General features: G+C 70.4%; 13 protein-coding genes and 1 pseudogene. 2 read left to right on the plus strand and 12 right to left on the minus strand.

The genetic code is table 11. From position 1 onward, the window contains the following. Positions 1–117 precede the first annotated feature (117 nt). The 6 genes from H4281_RS39415 to H4281_RS39440 all read right to left on the minus strand — a co-directional run bounded on the left by H4281_RS39415 (position 118) and on the right by H4281_RS39440 (position 6151). Positions 118–780 carry an enoyl-CoA hydratase/isomerase family protein gene (locus H4281_RS39415; protein WP_182895941.1) on the minus strand — a complete coding sequence of 221 codons (663 nt, stop codon included), beginning with the start codon at positions 778–780 and terminating at the stop codon, positions 118–120. A 1-nt stretch (position 781) separates the two neighbouring features. Next, complete coding sequence (locus H4281_RS39420; protein ID WP_182895942.1) at positions 782–1396, minus strand: TetR/AcrR family transcriptional regulator; 615 nt, start codon at positions 1394–1396, stop codon at positions 782–784. Between the two features lie 401 nt (positions 1397–1797). Beyond that, positions 1798–2082: an isoamylase early set domain-containing protein gene (locus H4281_RS46000; RefSeq protein WP_182895943.1), complete on the minus strand. Its 285-nt coding sequence runs from the start codon at positions 2080–2082 to the stop codon at positions 1798–1800. Positions 2083–2186: 104 nt separating this feature from the next. Next, positions 2187–3491 carry an alginate lyase family protein gene (locus H4281_RS39430; protein ID WP_312872265.1) on the minus strand — a complete coding sequence of 435 codons (1305 nt, stop codon included), beginning with the start codon at positions 3489–3491 and terminating at the stop codon, positions 2187–2189. Between the two features lie 87 nt (positions 3492–3578). After that, positions 3579–4412 (minus strand): fumarylacetoacetate hydrolase family protein, encoded by an 834-nt coding sequence (locus tag H4281_RS39435; RefSeq protein ID WP_182895944.1) that lies wholly within the window; start codon positions 4410–4412, stop codon positions 3579–3581. Further along, on the minus strand, positions 4412–6151 hold the full coding sequence (locus tag H4281_RS39440; protein WP_312872269.1) for an IlvD/Edd family dehydratase: 1740 nt from the start codon (positions 6149–6151) through the stop codon (positions 4412–4414). Before H4281_RS39440 ends, H4281_RS39435 begins: the two co-directional genes overlap by 1 nt. Before the next feature lie 107 nt (positions 6152–6258). Between H4281_RS39440 and H4281_RS39445 the strand changes: the two genes are divergently transcribed. Further along, a complete protein-coding gene (locus tag H4281_RS39445; protein WP_182895946.1) occupies positions 6259–6534 on the plus strand; it encodes a YggT family protein in 276 nt (91 codons plus the stop codon). Between the two features lie 723 nt (positions 6535–7257). Here H4281_RS39445 and H4281_RS39450 read toward each other — a convergent pair. The 4 genes from H4281_RS39450 to H4281_RS39465 all read right to left on the minus strand — a co-directional run bounded on the left by H4281_RS39450 (position 7258) and on the right by H4281_RS39465 (position 11660). Then, a complete protein-coding gene (locus H4281_RS39450; protein ID WP_182895947.1) occupies positions 7258–7950 on the minus strand; it encodes a DUF4097 family beta strand repeat-containing protein in 693 nt (230 codons plus the stop codon). Positions 7951–8099: 149 nt separating this feature from the next. Beyond that, the gene (locus H4281_RS39455; RefSeq protein WP_312872266.1) at positions 8100–9236 is read right to left on the minus strand and encodes an acyltransferase family protein; all 1137 of its coding nucleotides are present in this window, start codon (positions 9234–9236) and stop codon (positions 8100–8102) included. Positions 9237–10516: 1280 nt separating this feature from the next. Beyond that, positions 10517–11077 carry an isochorismatase family protein gene (locus tag H4281_RS39460; protein ID WP_182895948.1) on the minus strand — a complete coding sequence of 187 codons (561 nt, stop codon included), beginning with the start codon at positions 11075–11077 and terminating at the stop codon, positions 10517–10519. 58 nt (positions 11078–11135) lie between these two features. Continuing rightward, a complete protein-coding gene (locus H4281_RS39465; RefSeq protein WP_237600900.1) occupies positions 11136–11660 on the minus strand; it encodes a MarR family winged helix-turn-helix transcriptional regulator in 525 nt (174 codons plus the stop codon). A 79-nt stretch (positions 11661–11739) separates the two neighbouring features. On the opposite strand from H4281_RS39465, the gene H4281_RS39470 reads away from it, so the two are divergent. Beyond that, the gene (locus H4281_RS39470; RefSeq protein ID WP_182895949.1) at positions 11740–12561 is read left to right on the plus strand and encodes an oxidoreductase; all 822 of its coding nucleotides are present in this window, start codon (positions 11740–11742) and stop codon (positions 12559–12561) included. A gap of 29 nt (positions 12562–12590) precedes the next feature. Here H4281_RS39470 and H4281_RS39475 read toward each other — a convergent pair whose 3' ends face one another. Next, a complete protein-coding gene (locus H4281_RS39475; protein WP_182895950.1) occupies positions 12591–14027 on the minus strand; it encodes a trypsin-like peptidase domain-containing protein in 1437 nt (478 codons plus the stop codon). A gap of 206 nt (positions 14028–14233) precedes the next feature. Next, positions 14234–15064 (minus strand): annotated as a pseudogene (locus tag H4281_RS39480) (glycoside hydrolase family 16 protein); the annotation flags it as partial. Positions 15065–15243: the final 179 nt, after the last annotated feature.

Consider the following 15243-nt stretch of genomic DNA (forward strand, 5'->3'; position numbering starts at 1 on the left):
TACTCCACGGACACGCGGCACCGTTCGAGTAGGGACTGTTGGCGGTCTCGACCGCGGTTGCCCGGGCGATCCCCGGAGCGGCGAGCCCCACCGCCGCGCGTACGCGAGCCTACCTGATCAGTTTCCCGCCTCCCGCAACGCGGTCAGCGCCGGACCGAACATAGTGGACTTGATCGCCCCGAGCGTGCCGCGGTCCTTGCCTGCCAGCGGAGCGACGCGTTCGACCGCCGCAGTTCGCAGATCCTCCAGCGCGGCCGTCGCGTCGACCAGGCCGAGCGCTGTCGCTTGCGGACCGCCGAAGCGGCTCCCGGTGGTCATCGACGCGATCGCGGCGGCCGGGGTGAGCTTCGCCTGGACGAGCGCGGCCATGCCCGGGGTGAACGGAAGGTTGAGGTCGGCCTCGGGGAAGCAGAAGTAGCCGCGGTCCTCGCGCATGACGCGGAAGTCGTGGGCCATCGCGAGCATCGCGCCGCCGCCGAACGCGTGCCCGTTGACCGCGGCGATCGTCGGCACCGGGAGCGCCAGCACGCGGGCGAGGAGCTCGTGGATGCTGGTGACGTATTTGCCCGCGTCGTCCGGGTGGCTGGTGAGCCAGTCGAGGTCGAGGCCGTTGGAGTAGTACTTGCCGCTGCCGATCGTGACGAGCGCGGCGGGTTCCTTGCCCGCGGTGACCGTGTCGAGGTGCGTATGGACCTCCTCCAGCCACGGTGGGGCGAACCGGTTTTCGTCGGCGCCGAAGTCGAGTACGTGGACGGCGCCGGCGGTGGTGAGGGTGGGCATTTCAATCCTTCCTGGACTTTCGCGGTGGTTCGAGGGCGAGGATCGCGCGGACCGCCGCGGCTAGCCGTGCGCGGCTTTCCGCACTGGCGGGTCCGGTGGCGAGTTCGCGGCGGAGCAGAGCGGTCGGGAGGTCCACCACGCAGGCGGTGACGACCTCTACGGCTTGTCCGTCGCCGCGGTTCCAGAGTTGCCGGGCCAGGCGGATCAAGAGGCGGACGAGGCGTTTGTCCAAGGCGTGCAAGGCTTCCGCGAGTTCGTCCGGCAGTTGCGGGCCCAGTACGCGCTTTGCCGGGACAGCGATCATCATCCGCGCGGCGTCCGGGCGCGCCTCGGCTACCACGGCGGAGGTGTCGGCGGCCGCGACTACCGCTTCGATCGGGTCGGGAGCTTCGTCGACCAGGCGTTCTTGTTCGTCGAGGAAGAAAGTGGCGGCGCGGAGCCAGGTCTGGCCGATGAGGGCGGGGAGATTGGCGAAGACGTGGTAGATCGTGCTGTTCGGAACGCCCGCCTCCTGCGCGAGCCGCCGGACGGTGAGCGCCTCGGGGCCGATGTCGGCGATGAGGCGCTCGGCGGTGTCGAGAATCAGCTCGGGATCGTGGATCCGGGGGCGGGGCATGGATCAGATGATAATGGAGCGAGTGCTCCAAAACTAGGGCGGGGTGATGTGCGGCTCAAGGGGTCGTGAGCGGCAATCGCGGTTAGAACCGGGATTGCCACTCACGACCCGCCTGCGGAAGCCCGCCGCCGGATCGCCGCCCGGCTTCCGCCGCCGTCGGCTCCCGGGTCAAGCCACGCGGACACCGCTCGGGGCTGGTGCGTGTTCGCACCGGTTCTCACCGGTGCGAACACGCACCAGCCCAGCCCTCGCCGGACGGGAGGGAACCAAGCTGGGCCGGTCAGTCCGCGATGCCAAGGCAGTCCAGCCCCTCACGGGCCGGGGCATCCGGGCCGTCCAGCCAACGGCCGCGATCAGCCAAGCAACCGAAACCCCACCGCACTCGCACGACGCCGCCCGGGTCAATCCGCGATATACAAGCAATCCCGCCCGTCGCGGGCAGGCGCGTCCGGCTCGTCCAGCCAGCGGCCGCCGTCGGCCAGGTAGCGGAAGCGGAGCCGGGCGCCCGGCGGCACCTCCACCGCGGCCGAGCGCGTGCCGTTCGAGCGTTTGCGGAGTTCGTGGCGTCCGGGCTGCCAGTCGTTGAAGTCGCCGACCACGCTCACCGGGCCGGGCGGGGTGTCGAGCGGCAGGACGAACGTCACCCGCCGGGCCCCGGAGCCGATGCTCCGGCTGGTCTTGATCACGGCGTTTCCCTTTCCCGTTCCGGCGAATCGGTCTTTCTGAATCGTTTCACGACCGATGCCGGAAACCCGGACGCGGCAGATGCCGCGTCCGGGTGAAAACGGGCTCAGGTGGTGGAAACGTCGTCCAGCTGCTCGGCGGCCGGGCGCACCGGGAACAGGTCGCCGCCGGGCGGGACCGGGATGCGGCCGACCGCGGCGCGGGCCTTCCGGTCCCCCGCGTCGGCGGCGGCGTGCACGCTGTCGAGGGCGGCGTACTGGATGAAATGGATGTCCGGCAACGGCCACGGCGCGGCGCCGGTCGCCGCCGGGAGCAGGTGGTCGACGGCGGCGAAAATGCTGCCGCCCTGCGGATTCCGGTACGACCACAGGTCGACGCCCAGGTGCTTGCCCAGCTGCGCGAGGCGAGTCAGGGCGACCAGGTTGAACGTGTGGTAGTGGTACGTCCGGGTGCGGGTGGATTCCTCGGGCTGGCCGCCGTCCGCGGCGATCTGGTGGTCGATCCGGGCTTTGCCGGAGTCGCGGACGATCTCGCGGGCCAGGTCGCGCCGGCCGACGTAGCTCGCGGTCGCCGCGGCGAGCAGGTCGTAGAAGGTGCCGTGGTTGTTGGTCGCCTTGGCCTCGTCGGTGCCGTTCTTGCTGGTGCGCAACCAGGCCAGGAAGTCCGCCGACCAGCCGCGGAACGCCTTGCCGTCGGCCTTCGTCCAGCCGGGCGCGCCCGCTTCGAGGATCCGCGCGGCGTCGAGGACCTGGGTGAACGTATAGGAGAACTCGATGATGCCGATCCCGCGCCCGTCGGTCTTGCACGGGATGCCCTGTGCGAAGTTCAGGTTCGGGTTCATTTTCGTTGCCGCGTCGAGGAACCAGGTGCGCAGGTCGAGCGCGGCGCGCTGGGCGTACTCGGCCTTGCCGGTGTAGTACCAGGCGAGCGAGAGCTGGTAGATCGAGTTGAACGCGACGAGCCGCTCGGCCTTGTCCGGCACGTTCTTCATCTCGGGGTTGACCTGGCCGTCGCGGTCGACGTACGGGCAGCCCTGCGGGTTTTCCGGCGTTTTCGGCTGGCTGGGCCAGTAGTACGGAGCGAGGCTGAGGTAGTCGTGCTTGTCGCCGCTCGGCGGGACGCGCTCCTTGTCGACGACCGTCCACGGCCCCTTGGTCAGCGCGTCGTCCGCCTGCCTCAGCAGGTTCGACAGCGACGTGCGCAGCGTCGGATTCCCGGCCATCAGGCCGATCTTGTTGCCTGCCAGGCGCAGGCCGTCGAGCACCACGGGGTCCGGCACGCAGACGAACGAACAGGACCTCGGCGCGGGCGCGGCGGTCGCCGCTCCGGCAGTGGTCGCGAGCAGCCCCGCGACCGTCGCGAGAACCGCCGCGAGACGACGCGGACGGGAAGACCGGAAAGGAGGCAGCACCGCAACTCCGTTCAAGAATATGAATAGTACCCAGATATGTGAACTGAGATTGAATAGCCGAGCGCTCGTGGCCGCGTCAAGAGCGGCTCAGGCGAAGCGGCCGCGCCGGACCGGGTTCCGGAGGGCGCCGAGGCCCTCGATCATGATGGTGACCTCGTCGTCCGCCTCGAGCGTGACGTCCGGGCCGGGAACGGCGGATGTACCGGTGGCCAGGACGGCGCCGCGCGGGAAAACATCGCCGCGGTAGAGCCACGCGACCAGATCCGCGAGCCGGCGGTGCAGCCGCGCGGTCGACGTCTCCCCCGCCCAGAGCAGTGCTCCGGCGCGATGGATCGACACGGTGATGCCGAGCGCGTACGGGTCCGGGATCTCTTGCGCGGGCACGATCCACGGCCCGGCCGCGCACGAACCGCGGTACATCTTGGCCTGCGGCAGGTACAGCGGGTTCTCGCCTTCGATGCTGCGCGAACTCACGTCGTTGACGATCGTGTACCCGACGATCTCGCCGTTCGCGTTGCACACCAACGCCAATTCGGGTTCCGGAACGTCCCAAGCGGAATCTTCGCGCACCCCGATCGGCTCCCCCGGCCCGCGCACGCGGTGCCCGACGCTCTTGAAGAACAGCTCCGGGCGTTCCGCGTCGTACACCCGCGAGTAGACGTCCGCGTCGCCGCTCTCCTCCATCCGCGCCTCGCGCGACACATCGTAGGTGACTCCGGCGGCCCACACCTCGGTGTCGTCGTCGACCGGCGCCCGCAGCTCGCCTGGTTCACCCGGGACGAGCTCGATCGCCAGTGCTTCGGCGAAGTCGTCGGCGGGCAACGCGAGCAGGGAGCCGAGCGTGGTGCCGGGCGGGAGCGCGCCGGCGGACTCGCCGTCGGTCACCTGCCAGCCCGCGGCGGTTTTGCCGAGGCGGCGCATCAGTGCGAATCCCTCGGCACGGCGGAACCGCGGGTGCCGTGCAGGAAATCGAAGTCCGCGCCGAGGTGAGCCTGGGTGACGTGCTCGCGGTAGAGCCAGGTGTATCCGCTGCGGTACGGGCTTTCCGGCGGTGTCCACGCTTCGCGGCGGACGGCGAGTTCGTCGTCGGGCACGTGCAGGGTCAGCTGGCGCGCCGGGGTGTCGAGCGTGATCCGGTCGCCGGTACGGACGAGCGCGAGCGGGCCGCCGACCGCCGATTCCGGGCTCACGTGCAGCACGACCGTGCCGTAGCCGGTGCCGGACATCCGGCCGTCGCAGATCCGCACGATGTCGGTGACGCCCTGTTCGAGGAGCTTTTTCGGCACCGGGACGTTCGCCACCTCCGGCATGCCCGGGTAGCCCTTCGGACCCGCGCCGCGGATCACCAGGATCGTGTCGGGGGTGACGGGCAAGTCCGGGTCGTCGGCGACGCGGTGGTAGTCCTCCGCGGTGTCGAAGACCAGCGCCGGGCCGGTGTGCGCGAGCAGCTCCGGCGAGGCGGCGGATTGCTTGATGACCGCGCCTTCCGGAGCGAGATTCCCGGTGAGCACAGCGGTTCCGGTGCCGGGCGGCTGGAACGGCGCGTCGACGGCCGTGATCACATCGTCGTTCCAGCACTCCGCCGGTTCCCTCGGCTTGCCGGTGACCGTGCGGACGCCGGTGTGCAGGAGCCCCGCCTCGGCGAGCCTCGTCAGCACCACGGGAACTCCCCCGGCGTAACAAAAATCTTCCATGAGGAATTGCCCTGAGGGCATCAGATTCACCAACGTGGGGACTTCACGGCCCAGCTCGTCGAAGTCGCTCATCGCGAGCGGGACGCCGACGCGCCCGGCCAGCGCGAGAAGGTGCACGATCGCGTTGGTGGACCCGCCGATCGCCGCGTTGACGCGGACCGCGTTCTCGAACGCCGCGCGGGTCAGGATCTCGGACGGGCGCAGGTCTTCCTCCACCATCGCGACAATCCGCCGACCGGCCGCCTGCGCGGTCTCGAAACGCCGCGCGTCGACCGCGGGCCAGGTCGCCGAACCGGGCAACTGCATGCCGAGCGCCTCGGCGAGACAGGCCATCGTCGACGCCGTGCCCATGGTCATGCAGTGGCCGTTCGAGCGGGCCATGCAGCCTTCGGCGAAGAAGCACTCCTCCTCGGTCATCCGGCCGGCCTTGACTTCTTCCTCGAACTTCCAGACGTGCGTGCCCGAGCCGACGTCGCCGCCGCGGAACTTGCCGTTGAGCATCGGGCCGCCGGTGACCATCACCGCGGGCAGGTCGACGCTCGCCGCGCCCATCAGCATCGCCGGGGTCGTCTTGTCGCAGCCGGAGAGGAGGACGACGCCGTCGAGCGGGTTGGCCCGGATCAGCTCCTCGACCTCCATCGCCATCAGATTGCGGTAGAGCATCGCGGTGGGGCGCATGAGCGTCTCGCCGGTCGCCATCGTCGGGAACGCGAGCGGGAAGCCGCCCGCCTGCCAGACCCCGCGCTTGACCGCCTCGGCCACGCGGTCGAGATGCACGTTGCACGGGGCCAGCTCGGACGCGCTCACCGCGATCCCGATCACCGGCCGGCCGTCGAACACCTCCGGGCCGAACCCCTGGGACCGCATCCACGACCGGTGGATCATCCCCGCCCGGCCGGACGCCCCGAACCACGCCGCACTGCGCACCCGCCGCTCCCTTCTCCGGAGCCCTCCTCGATACCCGATCGGGCGGATCCTGGCAATCCGCTGAGAATTCCGGGAGAACCGGACACTTCGCGGGACCGCCGGACGTTGGGAGAGGTGAGAACGTTGCCGGAGACGCGAGGTGTGCGATGAGCCTGATCGGGACCCTGGTCGGGTACGTCCTGACCGTGTTCATCGTGGTGCTGGTGGTGCGGATGGTCCTGGACTGGACCCGCCTGGTCGCGACCGGGCCCGCGTGGCTCGGCCAGGTGCGCCGGATCAGCCACCGGGCCACCGAACCGGTGATCGCCCCGGTGCGCCGGGTGCTGCCCCCGATCCGGGCAGGCGGGGTCGGGTTCGATCTGGCGTTCACGGTGGTGTTCTTCGCGGCGCTGGTGGTGCGGGGTATCGCGTTCGCGCTGTGAGCCGCGGTTTCGCGGTGGCGGCTTGGTGCGCGCGGCGCCTCGGCGGCCGTGAGTGGGGCCGTTGCGAGCGGCGGGGAGCGGCCACTTGCCAACGATGGCACAGCAGCGACCAGCAGCCCGTTGCGAACCACGGGTCAGCGACGACGAGTGCGGCCGTTGCGAGCAGCGGCGACAAGCAGCCACTCGCCAACGATGGCACAGCAGCGGCGAACAGCCCGTTGCGAAACGCGACTCGGCAACGACGGGCGGGGCGTTGCGAGCGGCCCTGCCAACAATGGCACAGCAGCCACCAGCAGCCCGTTGCGAACCACGGCTCAGCGACGACGAAGGGGCACAGGCTGCGACTCGGCGGCCGTGACTGAGTCATGGCGAGCATCGGCTCAGCAATGACGAGCGGCCTCTTCCGAGCGATGGCTCGGCGGCGAGCAGCCCCCGCGAACGGCGGCGCAGCAGTGACCAACAGTCGGTTCGTGAACGGTGGCTCGGCAGCAGCAAGCGGTCCGTTGCGAGCATCGGCTTGGCGGCGACGAGCGGCTTATGCGGGCCGCTGGCGTTCGGCGCAGATCGCGCGGGCAGGGCACCCGGGTCACCCATTCGCAGGCAAGGCAACCCGGCCCGTCTGATCCCGCACTTGCCGTGCCTTCCTGCCGAGCGAAATCCCCGGGCCGCCGGAGTGTCCACAGTGGAGCGATGAACACCTGCGGCGCCCGGGGTTCTGAAGGATCAATGGGAGTCGAGCCGGATTTCCCCCGCTTGGGAACTGATATCGATGCGGTGGGCGCCGCTCGGCCGGTCCGGCAGGGTGCCACTCCGTTCGCCGACCGAGGTGTGCGCCGACACCGAGTAGTCCGTGCCGGGGACGTTGAGGGAAACCGCGCCCACTTGGGTCTTGATGGCGGCGTCAGCGGGCACAGTCGTGGTGATGTCGACTTCGCCGACAGAGGTCACGGCTTTCACCGGTCCGGCGCAGTCTCGGACGGCGACCCTGCCCGCGGACATCGTCAGGTCAAGCGAGCTGATCTTGTCGGCCTCGAACTCGCCAGCTCCCATTTTCCCGGTCACGGCCGTCCGATCAGGCACGGTGACCGTGTAGGAGACGACGCACTGGCTGCCGCATTCCCCGTTGAGTTCGAGCGTCGACCCGGACAGACGGTGCCAGGTTCCCTCCGGTTTGGCCCCCTGGTAGCGGATTTCGCGTTCGACGGTGATCGAGCCGGGCGCGCCGCCGGAACGCAGCCGCACGTAGCCGGCGGAACTGTCGATCTTGACGGCCTTCGCCGAACCGGTGATCGTCGAGGTGTCCTTGACGGTGCCCGGCCAGCCCACCGAGACGCTGTCGTGCGATTCGCCGTCGTCCCGCACCAGCGGGAGTTGGCACGCGGAGACGCTCGCCGCCACGACACCGACAGCGACCAACCGACCGATTCTCACTTGTCTCGCCCCTCTGCTGCTCAACCCGGACTGCCACGCTATGGCCGCGCGCGGCTTTCCGGCATCAGGGATGACCCGGACATCGACGTGTGCTGCCGCCCACAGCGGCGGGCGTCGTCGAGAGGGGCCCCGGGTCAGCCGGGCTTGCCCGCCGAGACCGCGGCCGGTTCGTCGTCGGGACGGCGGCGGGCGGTCCACGTGTCGTAGCCGCGCATGAGGAAGCGGTGGGCTGGGCGTTCGACCAGGCGGGTGAGGGCCCAGCCGAGGACGACGCCGGTGGCGATCATCCCCGCGGTCTGCAGCAGCGGGTCGACGCCGAGGCCGGACAGCCAGTGCAGCACCAGGTAACCGATGGCCTGGTGGATCAGGAAGACGCCGTAGGAGACGCCGGCGAACCAGGTGATCGCGCGCTGGACGAACGACGGGAGGAACCGGTTCCAGTCCGGGCCGGCCGCGGCGAGCGAGATCACGACGATCCCGGCCGCGATGCCGAGCGTCGAACCCCATTCGACGTCGATCCCGGCCGGCGTGACGGCCGCGCCGTGCAGGGCGTGCGCGGTGACGCAGAGGACTTCCAGCAGCACGAATTCCGTCGTGGACACGCGTTTCTTCGTCCAGAGCCAGACTGCGATGCCTGCGACGAACAGATGCCAGCGGTGGAATCCGAAGCCGTCGACGATGACGCGGTACCACTCGGGCGGACCGGAGACGCGCAGCGGCCACTGCGCGAGCGGGACGAGCAGGACGGCCCACATCAGGACGCGAAACTTGCGCCCGTGGCCCCAGCTGCCGCGGTAGAGCAGCGCGGCGACAGTGAACGCCATGAGCTGGAGCGGAATCGTCCAGTGGGAGCCGTCGAGGAAGGGGTAGTCGGCGGGCTTCCAGTTCCAGAGCATGAGGAGGTTGCCGGCGAGGTCGCCGAACCGCGGGCTGAACCAGCCGGGCGGCGACAGGTACCGCAGCGCGAAGTAGATCGCCACGACGGCGGCGAGGAACGGCGGCAGCAACCGCGCGATCCGCCCCCACCAGTACCGGCCGAGCGACCCGCGCCCGATCGTCACGGCGGCGAAGTACGCGGAAATCACCAGCAGCAGGCTCGCCCCGATCTGATGCGGGAACACGAACCGCCGCGGCCCGAGTTCGGGATGCACGACGACGCTCATGTAGGTCGCGTGGTACAGCAGCACCAGCACGACGCACCCACCGCGCACGAGGTCCCAGCTGATCCGCCGGTTCCCCGAAGACACGCTCACCGGACGGAACGAGGACACGCGCGCCACCGTAACTGGTCGGGTTCGCGCCGCGGGGAGGCACCCTGCGGCGCGGCGGGCGGGGCATTTCCGGTACAGGGCCCGGGTTCGCGGTCTCCGGCCGGGGAGATTTTCGGGGAAAGCCGTGGTGGCAGAGGGATTTCCGCCGGGGATGCCCGCTGGTCGCGGCGGAGCGGGCGCCGCCGCTCCGCCGCTGCCGGGTTCCGGTGAGCGAGAGGTTTTAGCTTGGGGACAAGCAGGACTCACTCATCGGGTGTGACGAACGAATACTTGCTTGGTTTCGGCGGCGGTGCGGCTGCCGGGCGCGGGGAGCGGCCCTCGTCGCGACTGAATCGGTCTTGCGGGTGGTCGTGGTCCGGCCGCGCTGCGGGATCCGCAGCAAACGGGGAGTACCGGCCCGGAATGACCGTTCGGCTCATCGCGAAGCGCGTGCCTGGGTCGCGCTGGCGAGTTGCCGACCTCGCCACGCGGCGACGCGGCGACGGGGCGCGGACCTGGCGGGCGTCGCCGGCCGGGCCGCCACGCCGCGAAACCCGCGCGCTCGTGCTGACGACGCTGCTTCTCCCCCGGTCGGTCGCCGGTGTGTCACCCAGCGACTCGGCGGCTTCCGGCGCAGATAGATGCCGCGAAGGGCCGGTGCGGGGCCCCTTCCCGGAGCAGGGTCTCGTCAGCCTGAGCGAACTCTCGCCCAGACCGCGGCGCAGCTTGCCGCGCCGCGTTCTGCTCTCCGGCCACGACTGCCGCCGGGCCGCCCCGGCTTCCGCCCCGCCACCCACCGGCCCCAGCCGAACCAACCCGGATCCCGCCTCAACCCGCCTCCGGCATCCCGCCAGACCCAGCCAGGCCGACCCGGATCCCGCCTCAACCCGCCTCCAGCACCCCGCCAGACCCAGCCAGGCCGACCCGGATCCCGCCTCAGCCCGCCTCCAGCACCCCGCCAGACCCAGCCAGGCCGACCCGGAACCCGCCTCAGCCCGCCTCCAGCACCCCGCCAGACCCAGCCAGGCCGACCCGGATCCCGCCTCAGCCCGCCTCCCATCCCCCGTGCTCAGCCGGACCAACCTGGCTTCCGCCCAAACCCGCTTCCGCCGCGCAGCCGGAAGCCGCCCGCCATCGCCGGTCGCCAGCCACCGCCCCGCCACCAGGCACGGGCAGGCCGCCGCCCTTGTTCTCCCGCCCTCGGCTTCCGAGCCCCGGGCAGGCTCGCGCCCACCCTCGCAGCCCTGCCGATCAGGCCGGCGCGACGTTCGGGCCCTCTGCTCCGGCTCCCGGCGCCAGTCTCACGCGCCAGGCTTGAATGCGACCTCCTTCGTGGCGACCGTGCCCGCGGTCCGGCCGGGGGCGGTCTGATAGCTCCAGTACAGGTTCGTGTGCGCGATGACCTGCGCAGGCGGCGGCGCGCCCCAGGTGGTGCGGTCTCCTGTCGTGTGGGCGTCGCTCACCAAGGTCGCGTCGTAGCCTCGCGCGAAGGCGCCGTGCAGGGTGGAGCGGATGCAAGCGTCGGTCTCGGCTCCGCTCACCACCAGGCGCCCCACTCGCAGGTCGGCGAGAACCGACTCCAGGGCGGTGTCTTCGAACGAGTCGCCGTAGGACTTCTCCACCAGGGGTTCGGCGGGAGAGCGCTTCAGCTCCGGGACCAGTTCCCATTCGGGGCTGCCCTTCTCCAGGCCCTCGTCGTTGTGCTGGACCCACACGACGGAGACCTCCGCTCCGCGAGCTTTGTCCACCAGCGCGGCCACGTTCGCCACGACGCTGTCTCGTTCGTGCGCGTCCGCGACGACGCCGTTCTGGACGTCGACGACCAGCAATGCGGTGTTCGGGCGGTCGTTGAGAGTGGTCATCAGTTCTTCCCTCCAGTCAGGTACCGCTCACGCTAGTCCCGCCCACCGACAAAAACTGTCACTCCGGGCGGAGGGCATCGTGCGGGGAGGAAGGGCCGAACTCGGTTTCGAAGCGGGTCAGGAGGCGGGCGAGGAGGGCGTTCAGGCTGGAGAGGTCGTCTTCGGTCAGGGCGGCGCTGAACAGATCCTGTTCCCGTTCGGTGCGTTTCCGGGTGGCGGCGGCCCAGCGGGCGCGGCCTTTGCGGGTCAGGCGGATCGGGCGGCTCCGGCCGTCGGAGGCCGCGGCGACGCGTTCGGCCAAGCCCGCGCGCTCCAGGCGGTCGATTCGCACGGTGACGGTTCCGGAGGTGACGCCCAGACGGTCGGCCAGTTCCTTCGGCGTGAGAACGGCAGCGCGGCCGGAGCGATGCAAGGCCGACAATGCCTGCCAATCCCCCGTGCTGAAACCGTATTCCTCCGCGACGTCGCGCAGCACCTGCTCGAACTGCCTCGACAGCCGCCCGATCCGCTGGCGGGCCGCTTCGACCTGCTCGTCCACGCCGTCCGGCATCACGGCCAGCCATTCGGGCAGGCCCGCCCCCACTGAGTCCAACTGGACACTCCCTCGAAACTCAAGGTAGTTTGGTTTGGGTATCAAAGTAACTCGTCCTGGGGAGGTTCGCATGCCCGGACGCGTCTGGTTCATCACGGGAGCGAGCAGCGGGTTCGGCCGCGTGCTCGCGGAAACTGTGCTGCAGCGCGGGGAAAAGGTCGTGGCCACGGCTCGCGACACAAAAGCTCTCGACGGGATGGAGACATTCAAAGCCCGGCTGGACGTCACGGATCCGGTGTCGGCGGAGGCGGCGGTGAACGCGGCGATCGCTGAGTTCGGGCGGATCGACGTGCTGGTCAACAACGCTGGGCACGGGCTGGTCGGGGCGCTCGAAGAACTGACCGACGAGCAGGCGCGGCAGGTGCTCGAAACCAACGTGTTCGGCGTCCTCAACGTCACGCGTGCGGTGCTGCCGCACCTGCGGGCACAGCGCAGCGGGCACATCGTGCAGTTGTCGTCGGTCGGCGGGGTGGTCGGGAATCCGGGGCACGCGCTGTACGCGACGTCGAAGTTCGCGCTGGAAGGGATGTCCGAGGCGCTCGCCGGGGAGGTCGCGCCGCTGGGGATCCGGGTGAGCCTGGTGGAGCCGGGGCCGTTCCGGACGGACTTCGCCGGGCGGTCGATGACGTTCTCCGAGCCCATCGACGACTACCGCGACACCCCGGCAGGCGCGATGCGCCAACGGTTTTCCGCGCAGGACGGCGCGCAGCCGAACGATCCGGCGAAGGCCGCCGAGGCCATTCTCAAACTGGTCGACACTCCGGACGCGCCGCTGCGGCTGCCGCTCGGGCCCGAGGCGGTGACCCGGATCCGGGCGAAGCTCGAGCAGCAGCTCGCCGATCTCGCGGCATGGGAACCGGTTTCGCTGGACACGCGTTATCCGGACGACTGAACGCATCAGCCGTCCGGACAACCGGCGGGTCAGCCCACGGGGCCTTCGGCGGGCACGACGGTGACGTTCTGCTGCTGACCGGTCTGGTCGACGACCGTCACCGTCAGCTTGTCGCCGGGGTGGTGCTGGTCCATCAGAGTGGTCAGCGCGGTGGGCGAGTCGACTGCTTTGCCGTCCACCGCGGTGATCACGTCGCCCGCCGAGAGACCCGCTTTGGCGGCCGCGCCGTCGGGGACGACCTGCTGGATCGCGGCTCCCGAGCCGGTTCCGCCCTGCTGTTGCTGCTGTCCGGCGTCGCTGACGGTCACGCCGAGGAACGCGCTCTTTCCGATGTGGACAGTGTCGGAGCCGGTGCCGCCGACGATCTGGTGGGCGATGGAGATCGCCTGGTTGATCGGGATCGCGTAGCCCTCGTTCCCGCTGGATCCCTGCGAACCGTCACCCTGCGAGTCGCCCTGGGAACCGTCGCCCTGCGAGTTGTCGCCGGGGAAGCCGTTGCCGAGCCCGCCGTGGCCGCGCCGTCCGCCGCCGTTGAACTGGTACCCGGCCGATGCCGCGGTGTCCACGCCGACGACCTGGCCCTGCGCGTTCACGAGCGGGCCGCCGGAATCGCCGGACTGGATGTTCGCGTCGACCTGGATCAGGTCCTTCAGCTGCTCGGACGAGCTGTTCGATTCGTCGGACGCGGTGATCGACTGGTTCAGCGCGGTCACCCGCCCGCCGGCCGGGACCGGCGCTCCCCCGGCGCCGCCCGCGTTGCCGAGCCCGACGACCGCGTCGCCGACCTTCACCGACGACGAATCGCCGAGCGTCTCCGTCGCCAAGCCGGACGCGCCGGCCAGTTTCAGCACCGCGACATCGTGGCTGCGGTCGTAGCCGAGCACGGAAGCGGTGTACGTCTGGCCGTTGCCGATGTCGGTGACCTTGATGCTCGTCGCGCCCTCGACGACGTGGTTGTTCGTGAGCACCTCGCCGTCGGAGGTGAGCACGATTCCGGTGCCCGCCGCGGCCGCGCCCTGGTAGCCCAGCTCGGTATTGATGTTGACGATGCCCGCGCTGACCTTCTTCGCGATCGCCTGCGGGTCGATCGCCGTGTTCGACGGGTTGGTCTGGTTGCCGATCGAGCCGAAGTTCTGGTTCCCGGAAACGCCGGGCGACGCGGACGGCGTCCACACGAAGTGCCCGACCCCGAGCCCGACCGCCACCGACAGCGCGATCGCGCCGACCGTGATGGCCGCGGTCCGCAACGGGTGATGCGAACGCTGCCGGGGCATCTGCTGTGTCGGGTACGGCGGAGCGGGGTACTGGCCGCCCGGCTGCGGACCGTACGCGCCGGGCGGCGGAGTGCCCCATTGAGCCCAGCCCTGCTGCTGGTACGGCTGCCCCGCTCCCGGCGAGCAGGGCTGCGCCTGCCCGCCGTAGCCGGGCTGTCCCTGGTCGTGCCCGCCGCGCTCCTGCTCGTTCATGCTCCGCTCCCGCGTCTCGTGACCCTCCGCCAGCTCAGCAAACACCCGCTACCTGAGATTTTCCTTGCCGTGATCCGTGCGGAAGCTGTGTACCCGAGCGGCAGCACGGAAAAGCCCCGTCCGGCTCAGAATGGGCTGAGCCGGACGGGGCCCGCGGAGACCGCGCCTTCTCCGCGCCGCCGGGGTTCCGGCGGCGAGGGTGGTCAGCTCACGTGCACGTAGTCGACCACCAGCTGTTGCGGGAACTGGGTGCTGCCGTCCGGGTCGCCGGGCCAGTCGCCGCCCACCGCGAGGTTGAGGATCAGGAAGAACGGGTGGTCGTACACCCATTTCTTGCCGTTCAGGTCCGCCGGGGTGCGGGTTTGGTAGGCCTGCCCGTCGACCAGCCAGACGATCTTGTTCGGAGACCAGTCGACCGCGTAGGTGTGGAAGTCGGCGGAGAAGTCGGGGCCGTTGAACGCCGCGCCGATGCCGCCCGCGCCCGAGTAGCCGGGGCCGTGGATCGTGCCGTGCACGGTGTTCGGTTCCTTGCCGATGTTCTCCATGACGTCGATTTCGCCGTCGTCCGGCCATTGCCCGCCGCCGAGCATCCAGAACGCCGGCCACATCCCCTGCCCGCGCGGCAGTTTCATCCGGACTTCCAGGTGCCCGTACGCCTGGCTGAACTTGCCGGACGTGTTCAGCCGCGCCGAGGTGTACTGGCACGCGCCGTACCAGCAGTTGTTGCCGGAGTTCTCTTTCTTCGCGGTGATCACGAGGTGGCCCTGGCCGTCGAGCGCGCCGTTCGCCGCGCCCGAGGTGTACCACTGCCGTTCGTGGTTGTTGCCGTTGTTGTCGCCGGTTTCGTAGTTCCACTTGCTCCCGTCGGCGGGCGAGCCCGCCGGGCCGTCGAAGTCGTCGGAGAACCCGGCGGCCGGAGCGGCGGCGGGGGCGGGGGCGGCGTGGCCGGCGGGCGTCAGCGCGACCGCGCCGGCGAGGGCGAGCGCCGCGGGGATCGCGAGCCGCCGCCAACGGGAGGAGGTGTGCGAGGACGTCATCGTCATCCCTCAATCACTCGAGGGGCGGCCTGGCGGCGCCACCCCGGGTTTGTTGTGGATGGCAACAAAGTATGCCCACCAGCGCCTTCACCGGCAAGACGCTGCGTGGGTCATTTTCCGACCGCCGCCGGGCGAAGGCGCTCGCGAGGGGAATTCCGGGCAGCGCGGGATGGCCGGAC

Origin of the sequence: Amycolatopsis dendrobii (genome assembly GCF_014145675.1) — a bacterium.
Classification (GTDB): domain Bacteria; phylum Actinomycetota; class Actinomycetes; order Mycobacteriales; family Pseudonocardiaceae; genus Amycolatopsis; species Amycolatopsis dendrobii.

What these genes read in the sequence shown, in the direction of transcription:
- H4281_RS39415 (WP_182895941.1), bottom strand. Translation starts at nt 780, where the DNA reads ATGCCCACCCTCACCACCGCCGGCGCCGTCCACGTACTCGACTTCGGC.
- H4281_RS39420 (WP_182895942.1), bottom strand. Translation starts at nt 1,396, where the DNA reads ATGCCCCGCCCCCGGATCCACGATCCCGAGCTGATTCTCGACACCGCC.
- H4281_RS39435 (WP_182895944.1), bottom strand. Translation starts at nt 4,412, where the DNA reads ATGCGCCGCCTCGGCAAAACCGCCGCGGGCTGGCAGGTGACCGACGGC.
- H4281_RS39445 (WP_182895946.1), top strand. Translation starts at nt 6,259, where the DNA reads ATGAGCCTGATCGGGACCCTGGTCGGGTACGTCCTGACCGTGTTCATC.
- H4281_RS39460 (WP_182895948.1), bottom strand. Translation starts at nt 11,077, where the DNA reads ATGACCACTCTCAACGACCGCCCGAACACCGCATTGCTGGTCGTCGAC.
- H4281_RS39470 (WP_182895949.1), top strand. Translation starts at nt 11,740, where the DNA reads ATGCCCGGACGCGTCTGGTTCATCACGGGAGCGAGCAGCGGGTTCGGC.
- H4281_RS39475 (WP_182895950.1), bottom strand. Translation starts at nt 14,027, where the DNA reads ATGAACGAGCAGGAGCGCGGCGGGCACGACCAGGGACAGCCCGGCTAC.